At 55.5% G+C, this 24,914-nt stretch carries 20 protein-coding genes; 6 read left to right on the top strand and 14 right to left on the bottom strand.

Annotated features, from left to right (window positions below; translation table 11 throughout):
- Positions 1-687: 687 nt before the first annotated feature.
- Positions 688-2,484 (top strand): thiamine pyrophosphate-requiring protein, encoded by a 1,797-nt coding sequence (locus tag BM373_RS00850; RefSeq protein WP_090458350.1) that lies wholly within the window; start codon positions 688-690, stop codon positions 2,482-2,484.
- A 24-nt stretch (positions 2,485-2,508) separates the two neighbouring features.
- On the opposite strand, the gene BM373_RS00845 is transcribed toward BM373_RS00850, so the two are convergent.
- The 11 genes from BM373_RS00845 to BM373_RS00795 all read right to left on the bottom strand — a co-directional run bounded on the left by BM373_RS00845 (position 2,509) and on the right by BM373_RS00795 (position 16,106).
- On the bottom strand, positions 2,509-3,492 hold the full coding sequence (locus tag BM373_RS00845; RefSeq protein ID WP_090458348.1) for a cytochrome d ubiquinol oxidase subunit II: 984 nt from the start codon (positions 3,490-3,492) through the stop codon (positions 2,509-2,511).
- Positions 3,485-4,870, bottom strand: a complete 1,386-nt coding sequence (locus BM373_RS00840) for a cytochrome ubiquinol oxidase subunit I (RefSeq protein ID WP_090458346.1) — start codon at positions 4,868-4,870, stop codon at positions 3,485-3,487. Before BM373_RS00840 ends, BM373_RS00845 begins: the two co-directional genes overlap by 8 nt.
- A 1-nt stretch (position 4,871) precedes the next feature.
- The gene (locus BM373_RS00835) at positions 4,872-5,351 is read right to left on the bottom strand and encodes a helical membrane plugin domain-containing protein (RefSeq protein WP_090458344.1); all 480 of its coding nucleotides are present in this window, start codon (positions 5,349-5,351) and stop codon (positions 4,872-4,874) included.
- Positions 5,351-8,323: a formate dehydrogenase subunit alpha gene (fdhF, locus tag BM373_RS00830; protein WP_090458342.1), complete on the bottom strand. Its 2,973-nt coding sequence runs from the start codon at positions 8,321-8,323 to the stop codon at positions 5,351-5,353. The genes BM373_RS00835 and fdhF overlap by 1 nt, the downstream gene beginning before the upstream one ends.
- A 272-nt stretch (positions 8,324-8,595) precedes the next feature.
- Complete coding sequence (locus BM373_RS00825) at positions 8,596-9,606, bottom strand: SIS domain-containing protein (protein WP_090458339.1); 1,011 nt, start codon at positions 9,604-9,606, stop codon at positions 8,596-8,598.
- A 21-nt stretch (positions 9,607-9,627) separates the two neighbouring features.
- The gene (locus BM373_RS00820; RefSeq protein WP_090458337.1) at positions 9,628-10,689 is read right to left on the bottom strand and encodes an SIS domain-containing protein; all 1,062 of its coding nucleotides are present in this window, start codon (positions 10,687-10,689) and stop codon (positions 9,628-9,630) included.
- A gap of 10 nt (positions 10,690-10,699) precedes the next feature.
- The gene (locus BM373_RS00815) at positions 10,700-11,548 is read right to left on the bottom strand and encodes a PTS system mannose/fructose/sorbose family transporter subunit IID (RefSeq protein ID WP_090458335.1); all 849 of its coding nucleotides are present in this window, start codon (positions 11,546-11,548) and stop codon (positions 10,700-10,702) included.
- Positions 11,526-12,305 carry a PTS mannose/fructose/sorbose/N-acetylgalactosamine transporter subunit IIC gene (locus tag BM373_RS00810; protein ID WP_090458333.1) on the bottom strand — a complete coding sequence of 260 codons (780 nt, stop codon included), beginning with the start codon at positions 12,303-12,305 and terminating at the stop codon, positions 11,526-11,528. The genes BM373_RS00815 and BM373_RS00810 overlap by 23 nt, the downstream gene beginning before the upstream one ends.
- Positions 12,306-12,320: 15 nt before the next feature.
- Positions 12,321-12,791 carry a PTS sugar transporter subunit IIB gene (locus BM373_RS00805; RefSeq protein ID WP_090458331.1) on the bottom strand — a complete coding sequence of 157 codons (471 nt, stop codon included), beginning with the start codon at positions 12,789-12,791 and terminating at the stop codon, positions 12,321-12,323.
- A 14-nt stretch (positions 12,792-12,805) separates the two neighbouring features.
- A complete protein-coding gene (locus BM373_RS00800; protein WP_090458328.1) occupies positions 12,806-13,228 on the bottom strand; it encodes a PTS sugar transporter subunit IIA in 423 nt (140 codons plus the stop codon).
- A 103-nt stretch (positions 13,229-13,331) separates the two neighbouring features.
- Entirely contained in the window at positions 13,332-16,106 is a 2,775-nt protein-coding gene (locus tag BM373_RS00795; protein WP_090458325.1) for a sigma-54-dependent transcriptional regulator, read from the bottom strand.
- A gap of 517 nt (positions 16,107-16,623) precedes the next feature.
- Between BM373_RS00795 and ypdK the strand changes: the two genes are divergently transcribed.
- Positions 16,624-16,695, top strand: a complete 72-nt coding sequence (gene ypdK, locus BM373_RS21340; protein WP_099458783.1) for a membrane protein YpdK — start codon at positions 16,624-16,626, stop codon at positions 16,693-16,695.
- Positions 16,696-16,763: 68 nt separating this feature from the next.
- Here ypdK and alaC read toward each other — a convergent pair whose 3' ends face one another.
- Positions 16,764-17,978 (bottom strand): alanine transaminase, encoded by a 1,215-nt coding sequence (alaC, locus tag BM373_RS00790; RefSeq protein WP_090458323.1) that lies wholly within the window; start codon positions 17,976-17,978, stop codon positions 16,764-16,766.
- A gap of 387 nt (positions 17,979-18,365) precedes the next feature.
- Here alaC and BM373_RS00785 point away from each other — a divergent pair, with 387 nt between their 5' ends.
- Both BM373_RS00785 and BM373_RS00780 read left to right on the top strand, forming a co-directional pair.
- Positions 18,366-20,063, top strand: coding sequence for a sensor histidine kinase (locus tag BM373_RS00785; protein WP_090458320.1), 1,698 nt, complete (start codon positions 18,366-18,368; stop codon positions 20,061-20,063).
- 14 nt (positions 20,064-20,077) lie between these two features.
- Positions 20,078-20,809, top strand: a complete 732-nt coding sequence (locus tag BM373_RS00780) for a LytR/AlgR family response regulator transcription factor (protein ID WP_090458318.1) — start codon at positions 20,078-20,080, stop codon at positions 20,807-20,809.
- 2 nt (positions 20,810-20,811) lie between these two features.
- Here the strand turns inward: BM373_RS00780 and glk are convergent, their stop codons facing one another.
- On the bottom strand, positions 20,812-21,777 hold the full coding sequence (gene glk, locus BM373_RS00775) for a glucokinase (protein ID WP_090458316.1): 966 nt from the start codon (positions 21,775-21,777) through the stop codon (positions 20,812-20,814).
- 243 nt (positions 21,778-22,020) lie between these two features.
- Between glk and mgrA the strand changes: the two genes are divergently transcribed.
- Positions 22,021-23,019, top strand: coding sequence for an L-glyceraldehyde 3-phosphate reductase (mgrA, locus tag BM373_RS00770; RefSeq protein ID WP_090458314.1), 999 nt, complete (start codon positions 22,021-22,023; stop codon positions 23,017-23,019).
- Positions 23,020-23,141: 122 nt separating this feature from the next.
- Positions 23,142-23,483, top strand: a complete 342-nt coding sequence (locus BM373_RS00765; protein ID WP_090458311.1) for a DUF2502 domain-containing protein — start codon at positions 23,142-23,144, stop codon at positions 23,481-23,483.
- Positions 23,484-23,564: 81 nt separating this feature from the next.
- Here BM373_RS00765 and BM373_RS00760 read toward each other — a convergent pair whose 3' ends face one another.
- A complete protein-coding gene (locus tag BM373_RS00760) occupies positions 23,565-24,800 on the bottom strand; it encodes an Nramp family divalent metal transporter (protein ID WP_090458309.1) in 1,236 nt (411 codons plus the stop codon).
- Positions 24,801-24,914 lie beyond the last annotated feature (114 nt).

Here is a 24,914-nt window from a genome sequence, read left to right as displayed (position 1 = left end):
CCGGCAGAATTTGCTGGTTGAGACTGTAAATCCGAGCATGTACCTGAAATGAGAAATTCGGATAAAACCCACTAGACTGGTAGTCTAGAAACGTTTTCTGCTTGAGCGGAATTAAAAAAATGTAACAATTTTTTGCATATAAAATATTTAACAATTAAAGATTACCATTCTAAATTATAAGAAATTTCTTGCATAACCCGGTTAAGCCTGATGGGAGAAGGGCGTGCAGTAAATCAGTAATTAAACTTAGAGCTGAACATGTACAAAATCACATCAATTGCATGAAATGTCTGATTTTATACTTTTAACAAAAAAGGAGAGACAGGACGTATCTGCGGATGTGAAAAATGACGGCATATACAGGTTTCCATCATTTTTATGACTCAGCCAATTGATATTTGTTATTTTCATCAAAAAAGTAAATATCACGGCGGGACTTTATAAATGTTTAATACCATTAGCCGTGATATGTACCTATCAGACACCGGCGAGCATTAGCATCCTGTTTGAAAATAATGAAGGCCATTTCAGCCTTCATTATTTTATAGTAATCACCAACACCTGATATTAGCTTTGCCATTTTCAGTTTCTACTAATGTAAGAAAACAATCCCTCCCCCCAACCAACTCATTGCATGTCAACTATCCTTAACGCTGCATTTACTTTTTTCAGCCAAGAGGCAGAACAATGACAAAGATGACCAGCGATTATTTCATTGAGCGCCTGAAAGCGTGGGGAGTGACCCGGATTTATGGCTATCCCGGCGATGGCATCAACGGCGTGCTCGGCGCGCTGCAACGGGCTAACAAAGCGGGCGATGGCATTGAATTTATTCAGGTGCGCCATGAAGAGATGGCGGCGTTTATGGCGGCAGGCCATGCCAAATTTACCGGCGAGCTGGGGGTGTGTCTGTCCACCGGCGGACCGGGAGCCACGCATCTGCTGACCGGGTTGTATGACGCAAAAATGGACCACGCGCCGGTGCTGGCGATTACCGGACAGGCGGAAGTCACCGCACGTGGCGCGAGCTACCAGCAGGAATTAAACCTCGACCGGGTATTCGCTGACGTGGCGAACTTTGTGCAGGAGGCGGCTTCGCCCGCGCAATTACGGCATCTGGTGGATCGCGGTGTACGCATCGCCGTGGCGCAAAATGGCGTAACGGTGCTGGTGCTGCCCAAAGACATTCAGGATGAACCCTGGGAGGAGCCGCCGCATACCCACGGCTTTACCCACTCCGGTCCCGGCTATCAGCGGCCAAAAATCGTACCTTATGACGCCGATCTGCAAAGAGCGGCCGATGTGCTTAACGCCGGGAAGAAAGTGGCGGTCCTCGTGGGCGCAGGCGCACGCGGCGCGGCGCTGGAAGTGGTGCAACTGGCTAACATACTGGGTGCGGGCGTCGCCAAAGCGCTGCTGGGAAAAGATGTGCTGCCCGATGACGCGCCTTTTATTACCGGGGCGATTGGTCTGCTCGGCACCAAACCCTCTTACGACATGATGATGAACTGCGACACCCTGCTGATGATTGGCACCGGCTTCCCGTGGACCGAATTTCTGCCGAAAGAGGGCCAGGCGCGTGCCGTGCAGGTGGATATCGATCCGGCGATGCTGGGGCTGCGCTACCCGGTGGAAGTCAATCTGCACGGCGACGCCGCAGAAACCCTGCGGGCGCTGATCCCGCTGCTTACGCAAAAAACCGATCGTGGCTGGCAGGAAGAGATCGCCAAAGGGGTGAAGGAGTGGTGGCAGACGCTTGACGATCGCGCGCACGCTGCGGCCAAACCCGTCAATCCGCAGCGGGTGGTCTGGGAAATGTCACCGCTGTTGCCGGATGACGCCATCGTCACTTCCGATTCCGGTTCCTGCGCCAACTGGTTCGCCCGCGATTATAAAGTTAAGCAGGGCCAGCGCGCCTCGCTCTCCGGTGGCCTGGCCTGCATGGGCGCGGCCGTGCCCTACGCCATCGCCGCCAAATTCGCTTACCCGCAAAAACCGGTGGTGGCGCTGGTGGGCGACGGAGCGATGCAGATGAACAACATGGCGGAGCTAATCACCATTCAGAAATACTGGAAAGGATGGAGCGATCCGACGCTCATCGTCTGCGTGTTCAATAACCAGGATCTGAATCAGGTTACCTGGGAGCAGCGGGTGATGGAGGGCAATCCCCGTTTCGAAGCTACCCAGGATATCCCTGACTTCAGCTACGCCGGGTTCGCGGAATCGCTGGGACTGAAAGGTATTTTCGTTGACGATCCGGAGCAGTTGCAGAGCGCCTGGCAGGAAGCGCTGTCATCCGATCGCCCGGTCGTGCTGGAAGTGAAAACTGACCCGGAAGTCGCGCCGTTGCCGCCGCACATCACGCTGAAACAGGCGAAAGCGTTTATGGCGTCGATGGCCAAAGGCGATCGCTCCGCCGGGAAAATCGTTGCTGACACCGCCAGCCAGATCGTGAAAGGGATCATGCCCGGCAAAAAATCATAACGCCCCGCCCGGTGATGCCGGGCGCTAATGAATTTTTCCGCTAAAGACCCGGAATCCCCAGGTGTTGTAAATCAGCGTGATCGGCACCAGTAAGCCGAAACTCACCAGCAGAAAACGCTGCGTCGCAGGCGGCGCAGCGGCCTGACGGATGAGAATGTTATCCGGCACGATAAACGGAAACAGGGTAAATACCAGCGCGCCAAACGCGCAACTGACCAGCACCAGTATCGCCGCCAGCGGCAGGAAAGCGTAGCGTCTGGCGAGGCCCACCCACAGCGCAAGAATGCCCACGAGCGCAATGCCCGTCAGCGGCAGCCAAAGCCATATGTTCAGCAAATGTTGCCGCCAGCTTTCCTGCATAGAGGCGGTCCAGAGCAACACGCCCGCCAGCATCAGCGCGGTGAGCACCAACAGGCCCGGAATAGCGCGGCGCGCGCGTTCTTCCTGCCCGCCCGTGCAGCGCCAGTTCAGCCAGCCCGCGCCCATTAAACAGTACCCTGCGATCAGCGCGACGCCGCAGAACAGCGGGAACGGGCTAAACCATTCCCAGCCGGTGCCGGTAAATTGCTGGCCGTCGTTGGGAATGCCCGCAATCAGGCTGCCCATGATGATCCCCTGCGACAGACTGGCGACCAGCGATCCGCCCCACAGCATCGGATCAAAAAGTCGCGGCGCGTTGGGACGGTACTCAATCGCCATCCCCCGGACGATCAGCGCCAGCAGCATCGCGAAAACCGGCACATACAGGGCGCTGAAAATAATGGCGTAGGCGAGCGGAAACAGCCCGAGCAGGCCCCCTGCCGCCAGCACCAGCCAGGTTTCGTTGCCGTCCCAGACCGGCAGTAACGACAAATGAATGCGTTGCCGGGACGTTTCATCGCGCTCAAGTCCAGACAGCATCCCCGCGCCCAAATCCGTACCGTCGAGCAGCACGTAAATCCACAGACTCAGCACCAGCGCCGCTGCCGACAGCGCCTCAAGCCAGGACTGCCCCAGAAACTCATTCATTGCCCTGCCCTCCTTCCGTGCGCCGCGCCACGTCCGGCACCGGCCCCTCTTCATCCGGCTGCGGCGGACGCCAGAGCAGTCGCAGCAGGCACCACAGCCCGATGGCGAACAGGGCGCAGCACACCGTCACAATAATGATAAAGGAGCCGAGCAGCAGACCGGGCGCAACCGGCGACGCGCTTTCCGCCGTGCGCACAAGGCCATAAACCGTCCACGGCTGGCGTCCGGCCTCGGTAACGACCCACCCTGCGAGCATGGCGATAAACCCCGCCGGGGCCATCAGCACCATCAGCCGGTGAAGCCAGCGCGCGTGCCAGAGGCGTCGGCGCAGACGCAGCACCAGCCCGGCGACGCCCGCCACCACCATCAGCAGACCCAGGCCAACCATCAGCCGAAAAGACCAGAACACCAGCGGCACCCAGGGCAGTTCGTCCTGTGGATATTGATTAAGACTGTGAATGGTTCCGTGCAGATTATGGCGCAGGTAGAGCGAGCCAACGTCAGGGATCGCCACCTCATACAGATTGCGCCGCGCGCTCATATCGGGGATCGCAAACAGTCGCAGCGGCTCCCCTTCACCCGGCGGCGGCGGGTCCCAGTTGCCTTCTATCGCCGCCAGCTTGACCGGCTGGTGGTCGCGGGTGTTTTCGCCATGCAGATCGCCGAGAACGACCTGCACCGGGGCCATCACCAGCAGCAGCCACATGGCGAGTGAAAACATCTTTCGCGCCGCCGGATGACGCGCATCACGCAGCAAATGCCACGCGCCGCAGCCCGCCACCAGGCAGGCGGTGCCGAGCATGGCGGCGGTCACCATGTGCGCCATCCGCCACGGAAAAGAGGGATTGAAAATCGCCGCCCACCAGTCGACAGGCACAAAGCGCCCGTCTGCGCCCAGCGCGTAGCCGTCCGGCGTCTGCATCCATGAGTTAGCTGCCAGGATCCAGAAGGCGCTGAACAGCGATCCGAGCGCCACGACGCAGGTAGAGAGAAAATGCACCCACGGGCGCACTCTTCCCATGCCGAACAGCATCACCCCCATAAATCCGGCTTCAAGAAAAAAGGCCACCAGCACTTCCATGTAGAGCATCGGCCCGAGCACCGCTCCCGTACGGCTGGACAGCCCGCTCCAGTTGGTGCCAAAAGAAAACTCCATCACCACGCCGGTGACCACGCCCATCGCCACGTTGAGCGCAAAGACTTTGCTCCAGTAGCGCCAGAGGCTGAGCCAGACCTGCTGTTTACGCCACAGCCACATCCCTTCCAGCAGCATCAGGAACTGTGCCAGGCCGATGGTGAACGCCGCCAGCACGATATGAAAGCCGATGGTAAAGGCGAACTGGCTGCGCGCCAGCCACAGCGCGGTTTCCGGGCTCATGTCAGGCGTCGCTGGGTTTGCCGGTAAATGACGAAATCGGCTTGTCCACCTGCTCATCCATGCGGCGGGAAAACGCCTTCAGCCCGTTGAGCACCGGCGTTAAAGAGCGCCACAGATCCTCATCCTGCAACATCTTCCATACGCCCTGCACCCCGGGCGCGGCCTGCGACTCATGCTGAGCAGGCGTGCTCAGGGCATCGGCCATATCCCGCAGGCCGAACGCCAGCTTGTAGACACGCTCAGGCGGCAGCGAGGAGAGCGCCATGATGATCACCGAGATATTCTGGATGACATTCAGCGTACCCTCGCGCTGTAGCCCCTTCACCAGCACCTGCGCCACCTCGTTGTTGGCCGCCACCAGATCGTTCATCAGGCGCAGGACGCCGTGCTGGTGCAGCGTTTCCAGCAGGCGGTCCAGTTCTTCGCGGGCGTCAGGCCCGATTTTTGCCGGTTCCGGCTGATACTCTATCGATTTAGCCATCAGAATCTCTCCGGATGTGGTTCGGTTGCGGGCGGTTCAAGGTAATCATCACGCTGCCATTTCTCTTCGACCGGGACTTTTTCGATCGGAGTGCGCTTGCCGTGACGGAAATTGTGCGCCGGTAACGGGCCGGGGTGCGCAGGCCGCGCCAGTGGCTCCATCCGGATGGCGATCTCTTTGTAGGCCGGGGTATTCACCGCCGGATCGTGATGCTCGCCGGTGAGCAGATTAATTCCCGGTTTGCCCTGATGAATGGAGACAAAGAGCACTTTTCCCTGCACCCGGTCAGTGACCACGACAGGCAGGTCAATCGCTCCCCGGCGGGAACTGAGCCGGACCCAGTCGCCTTCGTTCAGGCTGCGTCCGGCCGCCAGTTCAGGACTGATTTCCACGTACCAGTCGGGAGAAAGACTGGTGGTTCGCCCGCCCTTACCGCTCTGGTTAGTGGACTGGAAATGTTCCAGCATCCGTCCATTGTTGAGGATCAGGTCGAATTCCGCGTCAGCCTCCTCCGCAGGCGGCTGCCAGCTTAACGGGTAGAGCCGGGCGCGCCCGTCCGGGAATTTAAATTTGTCGGTATAGAGCAGCGGCGTGCTGGTTCCGTCGGCGCTGACGGGCCAGACCTGCGACTTCCAGCCGTCGAGCCGCGCGTAGCTGACGCCCGCGAAACTCTCGGCGATGCCCGCCGCCTCCGCCATGATCTCTCCCGGATGGGTGTAACCCCAGTCGTAGCCCATTCTGGCGGCAAGCTGAGTGAGGATCAGCCAGTCGGGGCGGCTGTCGCCCAGCGGCGGCATCACCGGATAAAACCGCTGAATGCGTCGCTCGGTATTCACGAACGAGCCCTCTTTTTCCACGCTCGGGCAGCCCGGCAGCACCACGTCGGCAAACTGCGCGGTGCGGCTGAGGAAGAGATCCTGCACGACCAGGAAATCCAGGTTAGTAAAGCCCTCATGCACGCTGGTGGTATCCGCATCGGAAAACGCCGTCTCCTCGCCAATGACATACATCGCGCGAAGCTCGCCGCTGCGCGCCAGCTTGACCATCATGAAGTTATCCTCGCCCACCTCAAGGGAGAGTTTTTCCGGCGCAACGCCCCAGGCGCGCGCCCATTTCTCGCGCACGGCTGGATCGCTCACCGACTCGTAGCCCGGATAGAAATTCTTCAGGCAGCCGAAATCACTCGCGCCCTGCACGTTGTTGTGACCGCGCATCGGGTAGCCGCCGGTGCCAGGCCGTCCGTAGTTGCCGGTCACCAGCAGTAAATTCGAGAGCGCGGTGCTGGTGTCAGCGCCGTGGCTGTGCTGGGTGATGCCCATCGCCCACATGATGCACACGCTCCCCGCGCGGCCGATCAGCTCCGCCGCCTCGCGCAGATCGGCCTCCGGCAGACCGGTAATTTGCGCCGCGTAGTCGAGGGTAAAAGGCGCGAGCGACTGGCGATAGGCTTCCACATCGTTGACCCGCGCGGAAAGGAATGCGTCGTCAGCGTAGCCGTTATCAAACATGTAGCGGGACATCGCCGAGGCCCAGACCAGATCGGTGCCGGGATGGATGCGCAAGTGCAAATCGGCGCGCTCGGCCATCTCATGACGACGCGGATCGATAACCAGCAGTTTTTGCCCGTGATGCTTTTTCGCCGATTTTAACCGCGAGGCGATCACCGGGTGGTTTTCCGCGGTGTTGCTGCCCACAATCACGATCAGCTCCGCCTGCTCCAGATCCTTAATCGTGCCCGCATCGCCGCCGTAGCCGACGGTTCTGAACAGCCCTTCCGTCGCGGGGTTCTGGCAGTAGCGCGAGGAGTTATCGACGCTGTTGGTGCCGATAATCAGACGAGCAATTTTTTGCGTCAGGTAGGCTTCTTCATTGCTGCCTTTACTGGAACCGATAAAACCGATGCTGTCCGGCCCCGATTCATCGCGGATGACCAGCAGGCGCTGGGCAATCAGCGTCAGCGCTTCATCCCAGCTAGCGGGACGGAAGCGATCGTTTTCACGGATAAGCGGCGTGGTGAGCCGTTCCGGGCTGTTGATAAAATCCCACGCGAACTTGCCCTTCACGCAGGTGGAGATGCCGTTGACCGGGGCATCAACGACCGGCTGAACTTTCAGCAGATGGCGGTCACGCGTCCACATCTCGAAGCTGCATCCCACACCGCAGTAGGTGCAAACCGTCTTGGTGCGTTTGATCTCCTGCTGGCGCAGATGGGTATCGATGACCGAGATACCGGAGATGATTTCCGCACCCGTGGAATTTTCCAGCGTTTTTATCACGTCGATCAGCGGGCGTTTTAGCGACTGGCGCATGGAGGTAAACGGCCCGGCATCGGGCTGCATCGATTTTTCCAGCAGCGCGTTGCAGGGGCAAACCGTGACGCAGTGACCGCAGCTTACGCAACTGGAACCGGCAATCTGCGTGCCACCATCCCACAGCACGCGCGGGTGCTCCTGGGTGTAATCAATGCTCAGCGTCTCGTTCACTTCCACATTCTGACAGGCCTCCACGCAGCGACCGCACAGGATGCACTGGTCGGGATCGTAGGTGTAAAACGGGTTGGAGTGATCTTTTACATAAGGCTTACGCTCGAAGGGATAGCGCTGAATGGGAATGTGCATATCCACCATGGTGTTATGCAGCGTACAGTCGCCGGTATTGTGCTCGCAGACGGTGCAGTAGAGTTCATGCTTCGCCAGCAGGCGATCCATGCCCTCCTCCCGCGCCGCACGCCCGTGTTCGGTGGCGCTGTTAATAATCATCCCTTCTGCACTTCGCAGCGTGCAGCCGCGCACCAGCGCGCCATCCTGTTCCACCCAGCAGACGTCGCAGGTTTGCAACGGCGTAAGCGACGGGTGGTAACAGACATGAGGCAGAGTGATGTTGCAGGCTTCAAGAAAGTCGATAAGGGGAACGTCGGCTGGCCCGACAAGGGCTTTACCGTCGTAAATCAGGGTACATTTTTGCAGGCTCATTTTGCTTCCTTAAACCAGTCATGTACGTTCACTCCCTTGTCCTCAGCGGCAAAAAGCGCGGGATGTCTGTAGGTGACGTATCGATTGTAAAGCTTATGTAAAGTTTAAAGGTAGCTGTCCCCGATGAGACTGCAAACGGCAACGGGGCGAAGAGGGACTTTGTTACAAAACAGCGAGAATTTGGGGAGTGTCGTCATGACAGGGAAAATGGACGGGAAAAGTTGAGCGGGCGTTGTTGTGCCCGGCAAGCCTGCGCCGCCGGGCAACGTTAATCAATAATCAAACTGCCGGTAATAACGGCGGATATCCAGGCTGTGGCCGGTGTAATGCTCAAAGTGGGCGGCGAGCCGGTCCACCAGCACCGTGGAAGCCACGCACGGGGCCATGATCCAGCGGAATTCGTCATCAATGCCGGTGAGTGCAAACTCGCGTGGGTCGATCACCACCAGGTGATCGGTGATTTTACTGGCAAACGCTTCGATGCGATCGTCGAGCGCGCGGCACTTGCCTTCCCCTTTCACCAGAAACAGCGGGACCTCTTTTTCCAGCAGTTCCAGCGTGCCGTGGAAGAACTCCGCAGAGCTGACGGATTTGGTGCGCTTCCACTGCATCTCTTCCAGGATGCACATTGAGAACAGATACACCTCGCCCCACATCTCCGCGCCGCCAATCCACATCATGTAATCGGAGGTGTGGTAGCGACGGGCAATCTCGTCGGCGCGATCGTTAAACTGGCGTTTGGCCTGGAGCAGGTTTTCCGGCAGTAATTCAAGCTGGCGGGCAAAACGGTCATAACCGCTAAATTCACCGTTAAGCGCCACCAGGCGGAAGAACAGCCAGTACAGCAGCATGTACTCATATTCCACGCCGTTTTTATGCTGCATCGGAATATGCCAGGTTGCCGCCGCAGCCAGCGGTGAGTCGGCGTTTTTGGTGATCGCCACCACCCGAATGCCCTGCGCTTTGCACCACTCGGCAATCGCCACCGACTCTTTGGTATCACCCGATTTTGACAGCGTGATCACCACCGACTCTTTAGTGAGTTTTTTATTTCCTTTGCAGATTAATTCGGCGGCCTGTTCGGTATAAACCGGTAGCGCAGTTATTTCTTTGGCGAATTCCTGCATTGCCATCATCGGTGCCAGTGAGCCACCAACGGAGGCGAAGAAAATATTACTGAAGCCTTGCTCGTGAATATTCTCAGCAACCTGCTCAGCTTTTTGACGCGCAGCGATAATATCGCGAGCACTGGTCAGGTACTCGTCCTGATTAAAACCTAACATAGTTATTCTCCTGAAAAGGAATTAAATCTTGCTTTTTAATACACGGTCGAAATCATCAAAAATACGCACGCTTAAATCGGTTCCTTTTGCGGTGGCAATATGGAACGCCATTAATTGAAAAGGCACAATTAATAACAGCGGCGCAAAGTTATGGTCGGCTGTAAAATCCAGCGCCAGCTTATTGGCCTCGTGATTATCCGCGGCAAGCGTGACGGTAAATACCGCATCGACAGCAGGCTGCATATAATCCCGTAGCGCGCGGGTGCGGGTATGGACGTCATCCTCAATAAAAAACAGCGTATGACGAGTATTAGCCTCAAGGTACGGGCCATGCATATACGCCTCCAGCTCGAAGCCGCTGGACGGCAGGCGCACGGTTTCGGTGAACTTGGTTTCAAACTCTTTCGCCACCCCGACCAGCGCGCCGTAGCCAATCGCCACAAAGCGCGAGGCCTGAATAAAATGCGCCTGATGCCGGGCAATAAAGGCGTTGGTTTTCTCAATTACGCCCGGTATCGCCAGGGCCACCGCGCTAAGGTCGGCAAGCGCCGCCGCCTTTTCCGCTGGCGACATCAGCCCGCGCTTTTCAGCCACGATCAGCGCGATTAACAGCAGATTAAGCACCGTGGCGCTGAAACCGCGCGTCACAAAACCGACGCTTTCAATACCAGTATTGATATCCAGAATGCCGTCGGCCTGTAACGCCGCCGGGCTTTGCGGGCTGGAGGTCAGGCAAAAAACCGGAATAGCCAGCGCCTGCACCTTTTTCATCGCCGCAAGCGTGGAGGCGCTTTTACCGCTCTGGGATACCGCAATCACCAGATCCGTCGCCGGATCGACGCGTTCATAATGGGTAAAGTTATACGGCTCTTTAATATCCACCAGAATGCCGAAGCGCTCTTCGAAATAATAGCGGGCGCACAGCGCGGCGTTATACGATGATCCGGTGGCGAGGATCATGATTTTATTTACCGGTTTACCGGCAGCATAATCTGTTAATTGCGCCAGTTTTTCAGGGTATGACTTTAATATCGCCGCCAGCGTCTCTGATTCCTGGTCAATATAATCCAACATCGTTGACATCTTTTTCTCCTCAGAATAACCCAATCCACGAACCGGCAATGCCGACCACCGCCATGCCGCCGAGAATGGCTAACGGCTTCACTTTTTTACCCAGCAGCCAGTAGACGATGCCAAAGCTGAGCAGCGGTAACAGCGACGGCATGATGTCGTTAATAATGTCCTGCACCTGCGTTTTCGCTTCGCCCGTTCCGAAAGTCACCGGGATGGTGATATTGATCATCGAAGCGGTCATCGCGCCCACTACCATCAGGCCGATAATCGACGCGCCGTAGGTCAGGCTCTCCATCATTCCGCTTTTCTGGATCCGTTGCAGGACACCGGTGCCGAGCACGTAACCCCAGCGGGTAAACAGATAACGCACCAGCAGATGCGGGACGTTAAACACCAGCAGGAACAGGATCGGCCCGAGGATATTGCCCTTCAGCGCAAGGCTGGTGCCGATACCGGTGGCGATAAGCCGCAGCGTTCCCCAGAAGAAGGAGTCCCCGAGCCCCGCCAGCGGCCCCATCAGCGAGGCTTTTACGCTGTCAACGGATGCCGCATCCATTCCCTTTGACTGACTGTTTTTCTCTTCCATGGCCGCCGTAATGCCGAGGATCAGCGTCACGATATGCGGCGTGGTGTTAAAGAACACCAGATGACGCTTGAGCGCGCAGGCCAGATCTTCTTTACGGGTGTAGAGTTTTTTCAGCACCGGGATCATCGCGTAAACAAACGCCAGGTTCATCTGCCGCTCGTAGTTCCAGGAAAACTCCATCTGGAATGAGCGCCAGAACACACTGCGCAATTCTTTATCGGTAATGGTGTTTGCGGCGTCGTCGGCCACCTGAGTTTCCTCAGAAATCGTCTTCATCGTCATTCTGGACTCCTTGCGCCGCAGACGGGCGGGGGGAAGAAAATTGCATTACGTTCACCATCACTACCGCCGTAATCGCGCCTAAAATGGCGATGCCGGTGACCGGGATTTTCAGATAGGCCATCAGCACAAATCCGAGGAAGAAGTAAGGTGCGACTTTTTTGTTGATTAACAGGCGAGCCAGCATCGCAAAGCCGAGCGCAGGGATGATGCCGGTGGCGACGCTCAGCCCGTGTTTGATGAACTCAGGAATGGCATCCAGCAGGCTTTTCACCGCACCGCTGCCCACCAGGAACGAGACGGTGACCACGGTGGCCAGCATTAGCGACAGGCCAAATCCGGCGATCAGATGCATACGCTCTATGCCGCGCGTGTCGGCCCGGTCAGCATAGGCATCGGCCTTCTGGTTAAGCGTCGGGATAAACAGCCCAAGGTAGATATTTTTTAACACCAGCGTCAGGGTGGCGATGGGTAAGCCCAGCAGCAGCGCGGTTTCCGTGCCTGCCCCGGAGGTGATGGCAAAGGCCACGCCGAGAATACCGCCTGTGACCACATCGGGTGGAATGGATGCGCCGACGGAGAAAGAGCCGATAAATGCCAGCTCAAGCGTCGCCCCCATAATGACGCCGGTTTGCACATCGCCTAATACCAGCCCGGTGAGTAAACCGGTGACAATCGGGCGGGAAATTAAGGATGTGCCTAAGGCGTATTCGGACTGGGCAATAAAGGCCACCAGCCCCAGCAATAATGCTTCTAACATAATGTGTCCCTCACATTAAAAACACTCGGTAAATAATTGTTTTCTGTCGTTAGGCACCTGCCGGATTTCCACTTCCGTACCCGCTTTCACCAGTTCATTCAGTAAGGCAATTTCCTCTGGCAGGACATTTATTGCCTTCGAAATATTCTGGCTCCCCTCTTTGGCTTTAATACCGCCTAAATTAATGCTCTTTATTTCTGGTACTGCGCTGGCCAGACGCCAGGCGTCCTGAACGGATTCCACCACGATAAACAATTTATATTTATCGGTGACGCCGCTTTTGATGGCGGCAATGGCGTCATCAATATTTTTCATGACCAGTTTTACCGCCGGGGGTTTCGCAAGTTTGATGGTGGTTTTACGTAACTCGTCATTCATTACCGCATCGTTGGCAATTAAGATGCAGTCGGCACCGATATACTGGGTCCAGGAAAATGCCACCTGTCCATGGAGTAAACGGTGGTCAACGCGCAGGAGTGTTATCATTTTAATGTCCTCGGTTAAAAGTCTTTATCTGCCAGCAACGCGGCATCCAGCGTTTTATTGCAATACTGAATGCTCTCGCGGGCATTACTCAGGGAGTCGGTAATCAGTAACGGTAATGCTTCATCCTGGGGGGCAATCAGCATTTCAATAATCAGCGGCAAATTAAGTCCGGCGATCAGATGAAAACCGGGGCGCGTAATAAAACGGATAAATTCGTTATTCACGCTGCCGGCAAAAATATCGGTGATGACCACCAGTTCGTCCTGGGCCGGAAATGAGGCCATCAGATGATTAACCTGCTCGGTTAAATCGTCGTTGTCGCCAATATAGGCACAAAGCGTATGGATATTATTTTGCTTGCCGAGAATCAATTCGACGGAATTGAGAATACCGGTAGCAAAGGTGCCGTGACTGGCAAAGATATAGTGTCGTTTCATCCTGACCTCGAAATAAATTCCACCTGTTAACAGGGAAATTGCAACCGCCGTGCCAGAAATAGTGGCACAGGGCGGCGTCGGGATTTTTCAGGAGGCAGAAAGATTAAAACTGTTGATCGTACTGAAGAAATTCTGTTTCCAGATGCAGAATATCGTGGATATAAAACAGCTCCGCTTCGGGGATTTTGACACTATAACTGGCCTCAATGACACTAAAGGCTTCGCGCAGCGCCGGGAGGTGATTTCGTTGACACTGCAAGCGTGCGCCTGAATAGGTCTGAATGGCCGCCTGGCGGATGAGACGCTCAATCAGGCAACTGACGTGAATATAGAGCGCCACCTTGCGATCGTTCGGCACCGCAATCGCGGTCAGATGCTGGTAGCGGGTCAGAAATTGCTCCACCTGATTAATCACTTTGCTGGTATCAAGGATCGTGACCGATTCAATTACCCGTCGCAGGGAGAAGTTTTTAACGATCCGCTCGTTAATCAGGGTGATGTTTTCCGTGGATGTAATCGCGCCAAACAGCGCTAAAAGCGTGTCGTTACCCTGCCCGGAAATCAGCGTATCCAGCGAGATATACGGCACATCCGGAATGCCCGGATCGAGGGTGCCGATCAGCGCCAGCACCTCAAAGCGCGAGAAAATCGGCTCCCGGCGTTTGTTTTCCGCCAGGGTGTCATATTCATACGCCACCACTTCAATGCCCAGTTCCTGCGGAATGCTCGCTTTTAACAGGCTGCTTAAATTGCTGGCAGCGCCGATACCGGTGGCGCAGGTGGTAATAATCGCTTTGGGTTTGTTCAGTTCAGGCCAGATGATGTTGTGCTCAATGGGCAGATCGGCGGCGATTGCATCGGCGATGGTTTCCAGATAATCGCCCTGCAAAATGCGCTCCCCCACATACAGCGCCATACGCGTGGAGACGTTGTTGATGATCACCACCGGCATCGTCACCTGGCGGCTGAAATACTGATGAATGTCATTGAGCGATCCCATATCCACCAGAATCACCAGACTGCTGGCCTGGCTATTGCGCTCCACGTACTCCGTGACCTGCCGGGCGATGGCTTCCGGCGTGACGTCGAGCGGCATATCAAAGGATTCATATACGGTCTGTTTTAACAGCCGGTTGGCCACGTTGGCGATGCTGCTCGCAGTGGCATAACCGTGGGCCAGAATGACCGCTTTGGTAATTAACTGGCTGGCCTGGACGCCGGTTTTGTTGAGCCAGAGCAGCAGTAAAACCCGATCCATGGGCTGAATACGCAGATCCAGCCGCCGGGTGAGCGAGGCCAGCACCTCCTCGCAAAATAGCGTCAGCAGCGGATATTTCTGCGCTAAAAAGTGATCCAGAAGTTTGCAGAGATCGACGTTTAAGCGCGACGGCTCAAGGCTGGAACGATGCACCAGATAGTGCCCGATGGCGTAAATACAGTTGCCGTTAAACTGCACGTTGTAGCTTTTTTCCAGGCGATAAAATTCTTCCCGCACCTGGCTTGTCACCAGCAGCAGCATCTGCGAGCTGGCCTGGTCCTGATTATCGAAGATCAGGCGATCGAACAGGTTTTCGATCTCCTGGCCGATACGCTGCTCAACGTCATCCCACGAGGAGTGCGCCTGGCGATAGTGTTCAAATAGCGTCAGTACGTTCAACTGAACATCGTGAATCAGGTTCTGGGTGGCGTTCTGAGCCTGAAGCAACCACGGCAGGCGGGTGTTTTCATTGAGCACAATCTCCTCGTTATAGCCGCTCGCTGCCTCGTTGAGTACGGAGAGTTGCGCCATCACCGACTCCGGCAGATCGTGAATGGATACCGTCAGCGTCTCTCCCCCGCCCTGTTTGGCAAACGCAGACGCCACCACATATTTGACGACGTTTTTAAGCTCGCCCACATTGCCGCGAAAAACATAGTGCGTCAGCACAGAGAGCAGGCGCGGGCTGATGCGCAGGCCAAGTCCGACCTTTTTGGCTTCCAGCCAGAAGAATTGCAGGATCAGCGCCTCTTTCTCTTTGCGGCTGCGGCTTTCCAGATCCGGCAGCGCCACCTGGATGGGAATGCGGCGAATAAAGGTGGTCAAAAAGGTGCTGTGAATATCTTCGGTGGTGGCGAAAATCAGCCGTACCGACACCTTCCGCCCGGCGGCGGTTTCCCCCACGCGGTAGATTTCGCCCCGGTCGAGCCAGGTAAAGAGTTTCTCCTGCCCTTCCGCATGAAGCCGGTGCACTTCATCAAGAAATAAAATGCCGCCGTCTGCCGCCTCGAACGCCCCGGCTTTATCCTGGCTTGCGCCGGTGAACGCCCCTTTGACATAGCCGAACAGGTTGCTGGCCAAAAGCTCCGGGTTACTGGCGTACTGGGCGCAGTTCAGGCTGACAAAAGGCGCGCTGGCGTCGATCAGTCCGTGAGCGATGGCGTATTCGTGCAGCAGATGCGCCAGATAACTTTTACCGGTGCCGCTGTCCCCGGTGATCAACAGCGGTAGCCCGCCGTCGGGATAAAAAAGCGCAGTTTTGAGTTGTTCAATCGGCTTTTTCAGCGAGCCTTCGTGACCTATCAGCAACGAAAAATGATCCTGCTGTACGCGCTCGCCGTTATTTTCCGCCAGCAAATCGGTGATGCTGGCAAACTCATTTCGCGTGAGCGGGTAAAACTGCTGCTCAAAGCTGGCCTTATGCAGGAAGTAAACCGGGCGGGTATTGATTTTTATCAGCACCCCCTGCGCCACCTGCTGATTGAGGTAGTGGCTGACCGTATTGCGCTGTAGACCAAAACGCTCCGCGAGATGGCTGGCGGTGAAAATGGCGCTAACATCGTGCGGATCGAAAAAATCGGTCTGGTTGATCAGGAAGGTGAGCAAATCATCTTTACGCATCGGGCGGCCCTTTTACTGCAGTGAAAACATCAGCCCTCATGATGCCGCGAAAGGCCGCACGACGAGGATAAACAGCGGGAAGGATTTTGCTTTTGTGGAAGAAAGCACAATAATCATCGTCACTTTTTTGTCACTTCTTTTTCGCTTTGTTTTCGATGCCTCGGCCAAAAATGAGAGATTGCGCACAATTTAACCTTACAAATCAAGCGCAACAAAGGGGGGTTTAGCTTAGAGAAAAATCGTCGCTCAATGGAGATTAATTGATGGGCGAAATTAAACTGTCGCCGTTCCCCGACACTCGCTAAGTGACGGAAACTATTTAGAAAAACCCCTCTTGTACACCCTGAAAATTAAGCGTACATTAGCGCCGTCTGGTGTGACCCACACCCGAAATTCTGAGGTGCTGCTTTAGCAAAATGGGAGATAAATCTCATTTTGAATACCAAAGAGTGACACCTCTCTATACTCAGTCCTGATTGTTCATAATGCATACAGCGTGTGTGCGGAGCGATGAAACGTGAAATATTTTTTTATGGGCATTTCGGTAATGGTCATTGTTTGGGCCGGCACGTTCGCCCTGATGATCTGAGCAAAGTTAATGCAAAAAAACAGGAGCCTTTTGGCTCCTGTTTTTTATCGGCAAAGGGTAGTAAACGATCAGGACTGCGCAGGCAGTACCCCGTCGGCGCGGAACATCGCTTTGATGCCCCTTACCGCCTGACGGATGCGGTCGCGGTTTTCAATCAACGCAAAACGCACGTGGGTATCGCCGTACTCACCAAAACCAATCCCCGGCGAAACGCACACTTTCGCGTCGTTAAGCAGTTTTTTGGCAAACTCCAGCGAGCCCATTGCCGCGTAGTGATCGGGAATTTTAGCCCAGACGTACATCGACGCCTTCGGCATTTCCACCATCCAGCCCGCCTCGTGCAACCCTTTCACCAGCACATCGCGGCGGCGTTTATACTGAGCGGCAATATCAAGCACGCACTGCTGATCGCCTTCCAGCGCCGCAATCGCCGCGACCTGCAGCGGGGTAAACGTCCCGTAATCGTGGTAACTCTTGATGCGCGCCAGCGCATTCACCAGCGTCTTATTACCGACCATAAAGCCGATGCGCCAGCCCGCCATGTTGTAGCTTTTGGAAAGGGTGAAGAATTCAACCGCCACGTCGCGCGCGCCCGGCACCTGCATAATTGACGGCGCTTTCCAGCCGTCGTACACGATGTCGGCATAGGCGAGGTCATGCACCACCAGCACATCGTAGCGTTTTGCCAGCGCGACCACTTTCTCGAAAAACTCCAGCTCTACGCACTGCGCGGTAGGGTTCGACGGGAAACCGAGGATCATCATTTTCGGCTTGGGGTAACTTTCACGAATGGCGCGTTCGAGTTCGTTAAAGAAATCGACGCCTTCCACCAGCGGCACGGAACGCACCTGTGCGCCGGCAATCACCGCCCCATAAATATGAATGGGATAACTGGGGTTCGGCACCAGCACCGTGTCGCCGTGATCGAGCGTCGCCAGCATCAGATGCGCCAGCCCCTCTTTCGAACCAATCGTCACAATCGCTTCGGTTTCCGGATCGATATCCACCTCGTAGCGATCCTGATACCAGCGGGAAATCGCCCGGCGTAAGCGCGGGATCCCTTTTGAGGTGGAGTAGCCGTGAGTATCCGGGCGCTGCGCCACGGTACACAGCTTTTCGACGATATGCGGCGGCGTGGGGCCGTCAGGGTTGCCCATACTGAAATCGATAATATCTTCGCCGCGCCGACGCGCAGCCATTTTCAGCTCAGCGGTAATGTTAAAAACGTAAGGGGGGAGACGATCGATACGCGTAAAGCGACGTTCAGGACTGAATTCAGCCATAGATTCCTCGGATAACGTGAGCGCCCGGACCGTCCGAGCGACGCTGCCACTGTTGTGGCGAGCTATGAACATAGCCCGAAAATTTTCCTGCTGTCGAGAGGCAATAGAAAAAATTTTAACCAGCGGCAAAATGCGGAAGCGCTGTTCGCAGGGATTAAAGATAACGGACTCTATTTGGCTGTAATTAACAAAAAAGCTAACGTGTTGATAAAGTTGTTTTTACATCAACCACGCTATTTACGTTTAACTTCTTCAGACAATGGGCTGCTGGCAACAATCCCCTTTTGATAACAGGGTTTTTCCTCTTTAATTGACACAGAAGTTAACTGGTCATCCGGCGTCAGATTTTTTATCATCCCTTTTTCACGCCATTTACACGAGTTATCCGTGCACGAAATATTTAACATGCTGCTGGCGGTATTTGACCGGGCGGCGTTAATGCTGATCTGCCTCTTCTTTTTGATTCGCATCCGCCTGTTTCGCGAACTGCTGCATAAAACGGCCCACTCGCCAAAAGAACTTCTGGCCGTCACCGCTATCTTCTCCCTGTTTGCGTTGTTCAGTACCTGGTCCGGGGTGCCTGTTGAAGGCTCGCTGGTGAATGTGCGCATTATTGCGGTGATGTCCGGCGGGATTTTGTTCGGCCCCTGGGTGGGCATCATTACCGGCATCATCGCCGGAATACACCGCTACCTGATTGATATCGGCGGTGTGACCGCCATCCCCTGCTTTATTACCAGTATTATCGCGGGCTGTATGGCGGGCTGGATCAGCCGTAAAACGCCGAAAGCACAGCACTGGCGGATTGGCATTGTCGCCGGGATGCTGTGCGAATCCCTGACCATGATCCTGGTGGTTGCCTGGGCTCCTACCATGGATCTGGGGCTGGATATCGTCTCGAAAATCGGCATTCCGATGATCCTCGGCACGGTATGCATCGGCTTTATCGTTTTGCTGGTGCAAAGCGTGGAAGGCGAGCAGGAAGCCAGCGCCGCGCGGCAGGCGAAACTGGCACTGGATATCGCCAACAAAACGCTGCCGCTGTTTCGCCACGTTAACAGCGAGTCCCTGCGCCAGGTCTGCGACATTATCCGCCGTGATATTCACGCCGATGCGGTGGCGATCACGAACGTCGATCACGTGCTGGCCTACGTGGGGATTGGTGAAAATAATTACCGGGACTCCGATGACATCATCAGCCCGACCACCTTTGAGGCGATTAACTCCGGTAAAATCATTATTAAAAACAATGATGAAGCCCACCGCACGCCAGAGATCCACTCTATGCTGGTGATCCCGCTGTGGGAAAAGGGGGTGGTGACCGGCACGCTGAAGATTTACTACTGTCACGCGCACCAGATCACCTCGTCATTGCAGGAGATGGCGGTCGGGCTGTCGCAGATTATCTCCACGCAACTGGAGGTATCCCGCGCGGAGCAGCTACGGGAGATGGCGAATAAAGCCGAACTGCGCGCCCTGCAAAGTAAAATTAATCCTCACTTCCTGTTTAACGCGCTGAATGCGATTTCCTCCTCCATTCGCATGAACCCGGATACCGCCCGCCAGCTCATCTACAATCTGTCGCGCTATCTGCGCTACAACATTGAATTAAAAGACGATGAGCAGATTGATATCAAAAGAGAGCTGTATCAGATCAAAGATTACATCGCCATTGAACAGGCGCGATTTGGCGACAAGCTGACGGTGATTTATGACATCGACGAAGAGGTCACCTGCGTGATCCCAAGTCTCCTGATCCAGCCGCTGGTCGAGAATGCCATCGTGCACGGCATTCAGCCCTGCAAGGGAAAAGGTGTCGTGACCATTAGCGTCGCTGAGTGCGGAAACCGGGTACGGATCGCGGTGCGCGATACCGGCAACGGCATCGATCCGAAAGTCATCGCGCGGGTGGAAGCCAACGAAATGCCCGGCAATAAAATCGGCCTGCTCAATGTGCATCACCGGGTGAAACTGCTGTACGGCGAAGGGCTGAATATTCGCCGTCTGGAGCCTGGCACAGAAATCGCCTTTTATGTGCCGCACCAGCGCACGCCCCTGCCCGCCCCCGTCACGCTGTTGCAGTGATCAGGAGAGAAAAGATGAAAGTCATCATTGTTGAAGATGAGATCCTGGCGCAACAGGAACTGAGCTGGCTGATTAAAGAACACAGCCAGATGGAGATAGTCGGCACCTTTGACGACGGGCTGGACGTGCTGAAATTCCTCCAGCACAACAAAGTCGATGCGATATTTTTGGATATTAATATCCCGTCGCTCGACGGCGTGCTGCTGGCGCAAAATATCAGTCAGTTCGCGCATAAGCCGTTTATCGTATTTATTACAGCATGGAAGGAACATGCGGTGGAGGCGTTCGAGCTGGAAGCCTTCGACTACATTCTCAAGCCGTACCAGGAATCGCGCATTATTACCATGCTGCAAAAGCTGGAAACCGCCTCACAGCAGCAAACCGCCCTGAGCACCACCGGCACGGTAACGCGTGAAAATGACACCATTAACCTGGTGAAAGATGAGCGGATTATCGTGACGTCCATTCACGATATTTATTATGCGGAAGCACATGAAAAAATGACGTTTGTTTATACGCGACGGGAATCGTACGTCATGCCGATGAATATTACGGAGTTTTGTAACAAGCTGCCGCAGGCGCATTTTTTCCGCTGCCACCGCTCGTACTGCGTGAATTTAAATAAGATCCGCGAGATCGAACCCTGGTTTAATAACACCTATATTCTGCGACTGCGGGATCTGGAATTCCAGGTCCCGGTCAGCCGCAGCAAGGTCAAAGAGTTTCGCCAGCTCATGCACCTGTAAATTTACAGGATGTAGCCCAGCGTCTGGCGGATATGCGCCCCGGCACCCAGCAGGCCTGGGTTGTCGTGGACAATCAGATACACCGGGATATCCTGCACGTAGCTTTTAAAGCGGCCTTTATCTTCAAACCCGCCCCGGAAACCGGACGCGGTGAAGAAGTCGAGGAAGCGCGGCACGATGCCCCCGGCAATATAAACGCCGCCGAAGGTGCCGAGCGTTAATGCCAGGTTGCCGCCAAAGCGTCCCATGATCACGCAGAACAGCGACAGGGCGCGGCGGCAGTCAGTGCAGCTGTCTGCCAGCGCACGCTCGGTGATATCTTTCGGCTGTAAGTTTTCCGGCAGGCGGCCGTCGGATTTCACAATCGCGCGGTAGAGATTAACCAGGCCCGGGCCGGAGAGCACACGTTCAGCAGAAACGTGGCCGATTTCAGCGCGCAGTTCTTCGAGGATAATCCCCTCTTCTTCGCTGTTCGGCGCGAAATCCACATGACCGCCTTCACCCGGCAGGCTCACCCAGCGCTTATCGACATGCACCAGATGCGCGACGCCAAGACCGGTGCCTGCGCCGTAAACGGCAATCGGTTTACCTTCTACCGGCTCACCGCCGCCAAATTGCGTCAGATGCTCTTTTTTCAGCATCGGGATTGCCATAGAAACGGCGGTAAAATCGTTAATGATTTCCAGATGGGCAAAGCCGAGGTTCTTTTGCATTTCGGCAATGGAGAAAGCCCAGGTGTGGTTGGTCATTGCCACCCAGTCACCGGTAATCGGGCAGGCAATCGCAATGCTACCGTCTTCCACGCTGATGCCTTTCTCATCGAGATAAACGCGCACCACCGCTTCCAGACTGGGATAATCCAGGCCAGAGTAGGTCTTAGCGTGGGAAATTTCGCCGCTGGCGACGTCACACAACGCTAAGCGGGCGTTAGTGCCACCTACGTCTCCTACTAAAGCATACTTTGTCATTCTTTTACGGCTCCGCTAAAGTCAGAAAAAATCTTTGGCACACTGTAAATTCAAGGCGCTGTAACGACAATGACCATAGCACGAGTGCCCACGGATTATTGAACTTCATCACAGAATAACTTTACCGTTTCAGCAAAGTCTCAAAGATTCCCCCCGCACAGGAAAAGGCGGTGTAATCTTCCCGCTGGTTGCTAGTGTAAACGTATACACAGATTCTCACTTCGGGCTATTGAGGGTAATTGCATGGTTTATCAGGCCGATCCTGAACGTTACCAGAGTATGGAATTTCGCCGCTGTGGCGAGAGCGGATTAAAACTGCCTGCCATATCGCTGGGTCTGTGGCACAACTTCGGTGATGTGACGCTGCTGGAAAACAGCCGCCAGCTTTTGCAGCGGGCATTTGATTTGGGGATCACCCACTTCGATCTGGCCAATAATTACGGCCCACCGCCCGGCTCCGCCGAACGCAATTTTGGCCGCATTATGCAGGAAGATTTAAGCCCGTGGCGCGACGAGATGATCATCTCGACCAAAGCCGGGTACACCATGTGGGACGGACCTTACGGTGACTGGGGATCGCGTAAATACCTGATTGCCAGCCTCAACCAGAGCTTAAAACGCATGGGGCTGGAGTATGTGGATATTTTTTATCATCACCGCCCGGACCCGCAGACGCCACTTAAAGAAACCATGCGCGCGCTCGATCACATTGTGCGTCAGGGTAAAGCGCTGTACGTCGGACTGTCAAATTACCCGGCAGAGATGGCGCGTGAAGCGATTGATATCCTCAACGACCTGGGTACGCCGTGCTTAATCCATCAGCCTAAATATTCGATGTTTGAGCGCTGGGTTGAAGATGGCCTGCTGGATCTGCTCCAGGAAAAAGGCGTCGGCAGCATTGCCTTCTCACCGCTGGCGGGGGGTCAGTTGACCGACCGCTACCTGCACGGTATTCCGGCAGATTCCCGCGCCGCCAGCGGCAGCCGCTTCCTGAATCCCGATCAACTGACCGATGCGACGCTTGAAAAAGTGCGTCAGCTTAACGCCCTGGCGGAAAAGCGCGGTCAGAAGCTGTCGCAGATGGCGCTGGCCTGGGTACTGCGCGAGGATAAAGTGACCTCGGTGCTGATTGGTGCCAGTAAAATCGCGCAACTGGAAGATGCGGTGGGAATGCTGGCGAACCGGCATTTCAGCAAAGAGGAATGCGCGCAGATAGACGCTATTCTGAACGGCGCAAATTAACCGCACTTTTAGCAAAAAATGCTCTCGTTTGCGATTTAAGAGTTAAGCGGATTCGACGGGGCTTTACAGCCTCGTAATATACCGTTAACAGGCCGTTCGGCCCGATCGTGAAGGAGATAACTATGTTCAGGTCACTGATTCTGGCAGCCATTTTACTGACGTCTGCACCGCTGATAGCTAATGCGGGCGAAATCACCCTGTTGCCATCCGTTAAATTACAAATTGGCGATCGGGATAATTACGGTAACTACTGGGACGGCGGCCGCTGGCGTGACCGGGGTTACTGGCATAACCATTACCAGTGGCGCGACAACCGCTGGCGTCCACATGACCGCGGCTATCATCGCGGCTGGGATAAACGCAAAGCCTATGAACGCGGCTACCGTGAAGGCTGGCGCGATCGTGATGACCATCGTGGACGCGGTCCTCGCGGCCACGGTCATGGTCACGGCCATCACCATTAATCCCTTCCTGTGTCGGGTAGGCGCTGCGCTTACCCGACCGCTCTCATCAGCACCTTTTCCCTTTACCACGACGTAGCGTATTTACAGCCCCAGCGCGGTGCCCACCAGCAGCCAGAGATTCAGCACCACCACCAGCACGACAATAATCCAGCCGAGGGTTCTGACCAGTTGCGTGTTTACTAACTCGCCCATCAGTTTCTTATTGCTGGTGAAGACCAGCAGCGGGACCAGCGCAAGCGCAATGCCGAAACTTAACAGCACCTGGCTCATCACCAGAATGCGGGTGGGGTCGAGGCCCATCAGGATCACAATAAATGACGGCATCATGGTGACGACGCGGCGCACCCACAGGGGAATGTGGAAGCGAATAAAGCCCTGCATGACCACCTGCCCGGCCAGCGTTCCCACTACGGTTGACGACAAACCTGCCGCCACCAGGCTCAAACCAAACGTAGTTGCCGCCGCGTGACTCAGTAATGGTTCAAGCGTCAGATAGGCTTCATCGAGATCGGCCACGCCGGTATGTCCGCTGAAGTGAAACGCAGCGGCGGCGGTCGCCATCATCGCCAGGTTAACGAAGCCCGCAATGGTCATGGCGATGGCCACATCCCATTTGGTCGCCGAGTAGCGCTCGCGCGGACTGCCGCCATGCAGATGCTGCGTCAGGGACGAATGTAGATAGATAACGTGCGGCATAATCGTTGCGCCCAGCACCCCGGCGGCGAGAAACACCGCTTCCGTGGTCGGCAGACTTGGGATCAGCATTCCTTTACCGAGGGCCGCCAGCTTCGGCTGTGAGAAGATCAGCTCGACAATATAAGCCGCCGCCACAAACAGCAGTAGCCCGCCGATGACCTTTTCCAGCGGTTTTTGTCCGCGTCGTTGCAGCATAAGGATCAGGAACGTGGCGATGCCCGTAAGCACCGCGCCCTGTAACAGCGAGACGCCAAGAAGCAGCTTAAACCCTATCGCCGCACCGATAAATTCCGCCAGATCGGTCGCCATGGCGATGATTTCCGCCTGCACCCAGTAAAACCACACCAGGGGACGCGGGTAATGATCGCGAATTTGTTCGGCGAGGTTTTTTCCGGTAGCGATACCCAGTTTGGCGGACAGTACCTGAATGAGCATTGCCATCAGGTTAGCCCATACCACCACCCACAGCAGCTTATAGCCGAAACTCGCACCTGCCTGAATGTTAGTGGCAAAGTTGCCGGGATCGATGTAGCCAATGGCAGCAACGAACGCCGGGCCCATCAATGCGAACCGGAGTTTGCGCGCAGCGCGACCGCTGCTTTCAACGCGACTGTCGTTCATTTTTGCCTCAAATATAGCCTTTGCTATGTTTCATGCTAACAAAATGCGAATCATTATCAAGTGCGCCATAATGGTTAAAATTGATTGCTCTGATAGTCTGGAACGATAGCTGAA

This window comes from Enterobacter sp. kpr-6 (genome assembly GCF_900116015.1).
Taxonomy (GTDB): domain Bacteria; phylum Pseudomonadota; class Gammaproteobacteria; order Enterobacterales; family Enterobacteriaceae; genus Enterobacter_D.
This window is presented reverse-complemented; position numbering and strand designations above follow the sequence as displayed.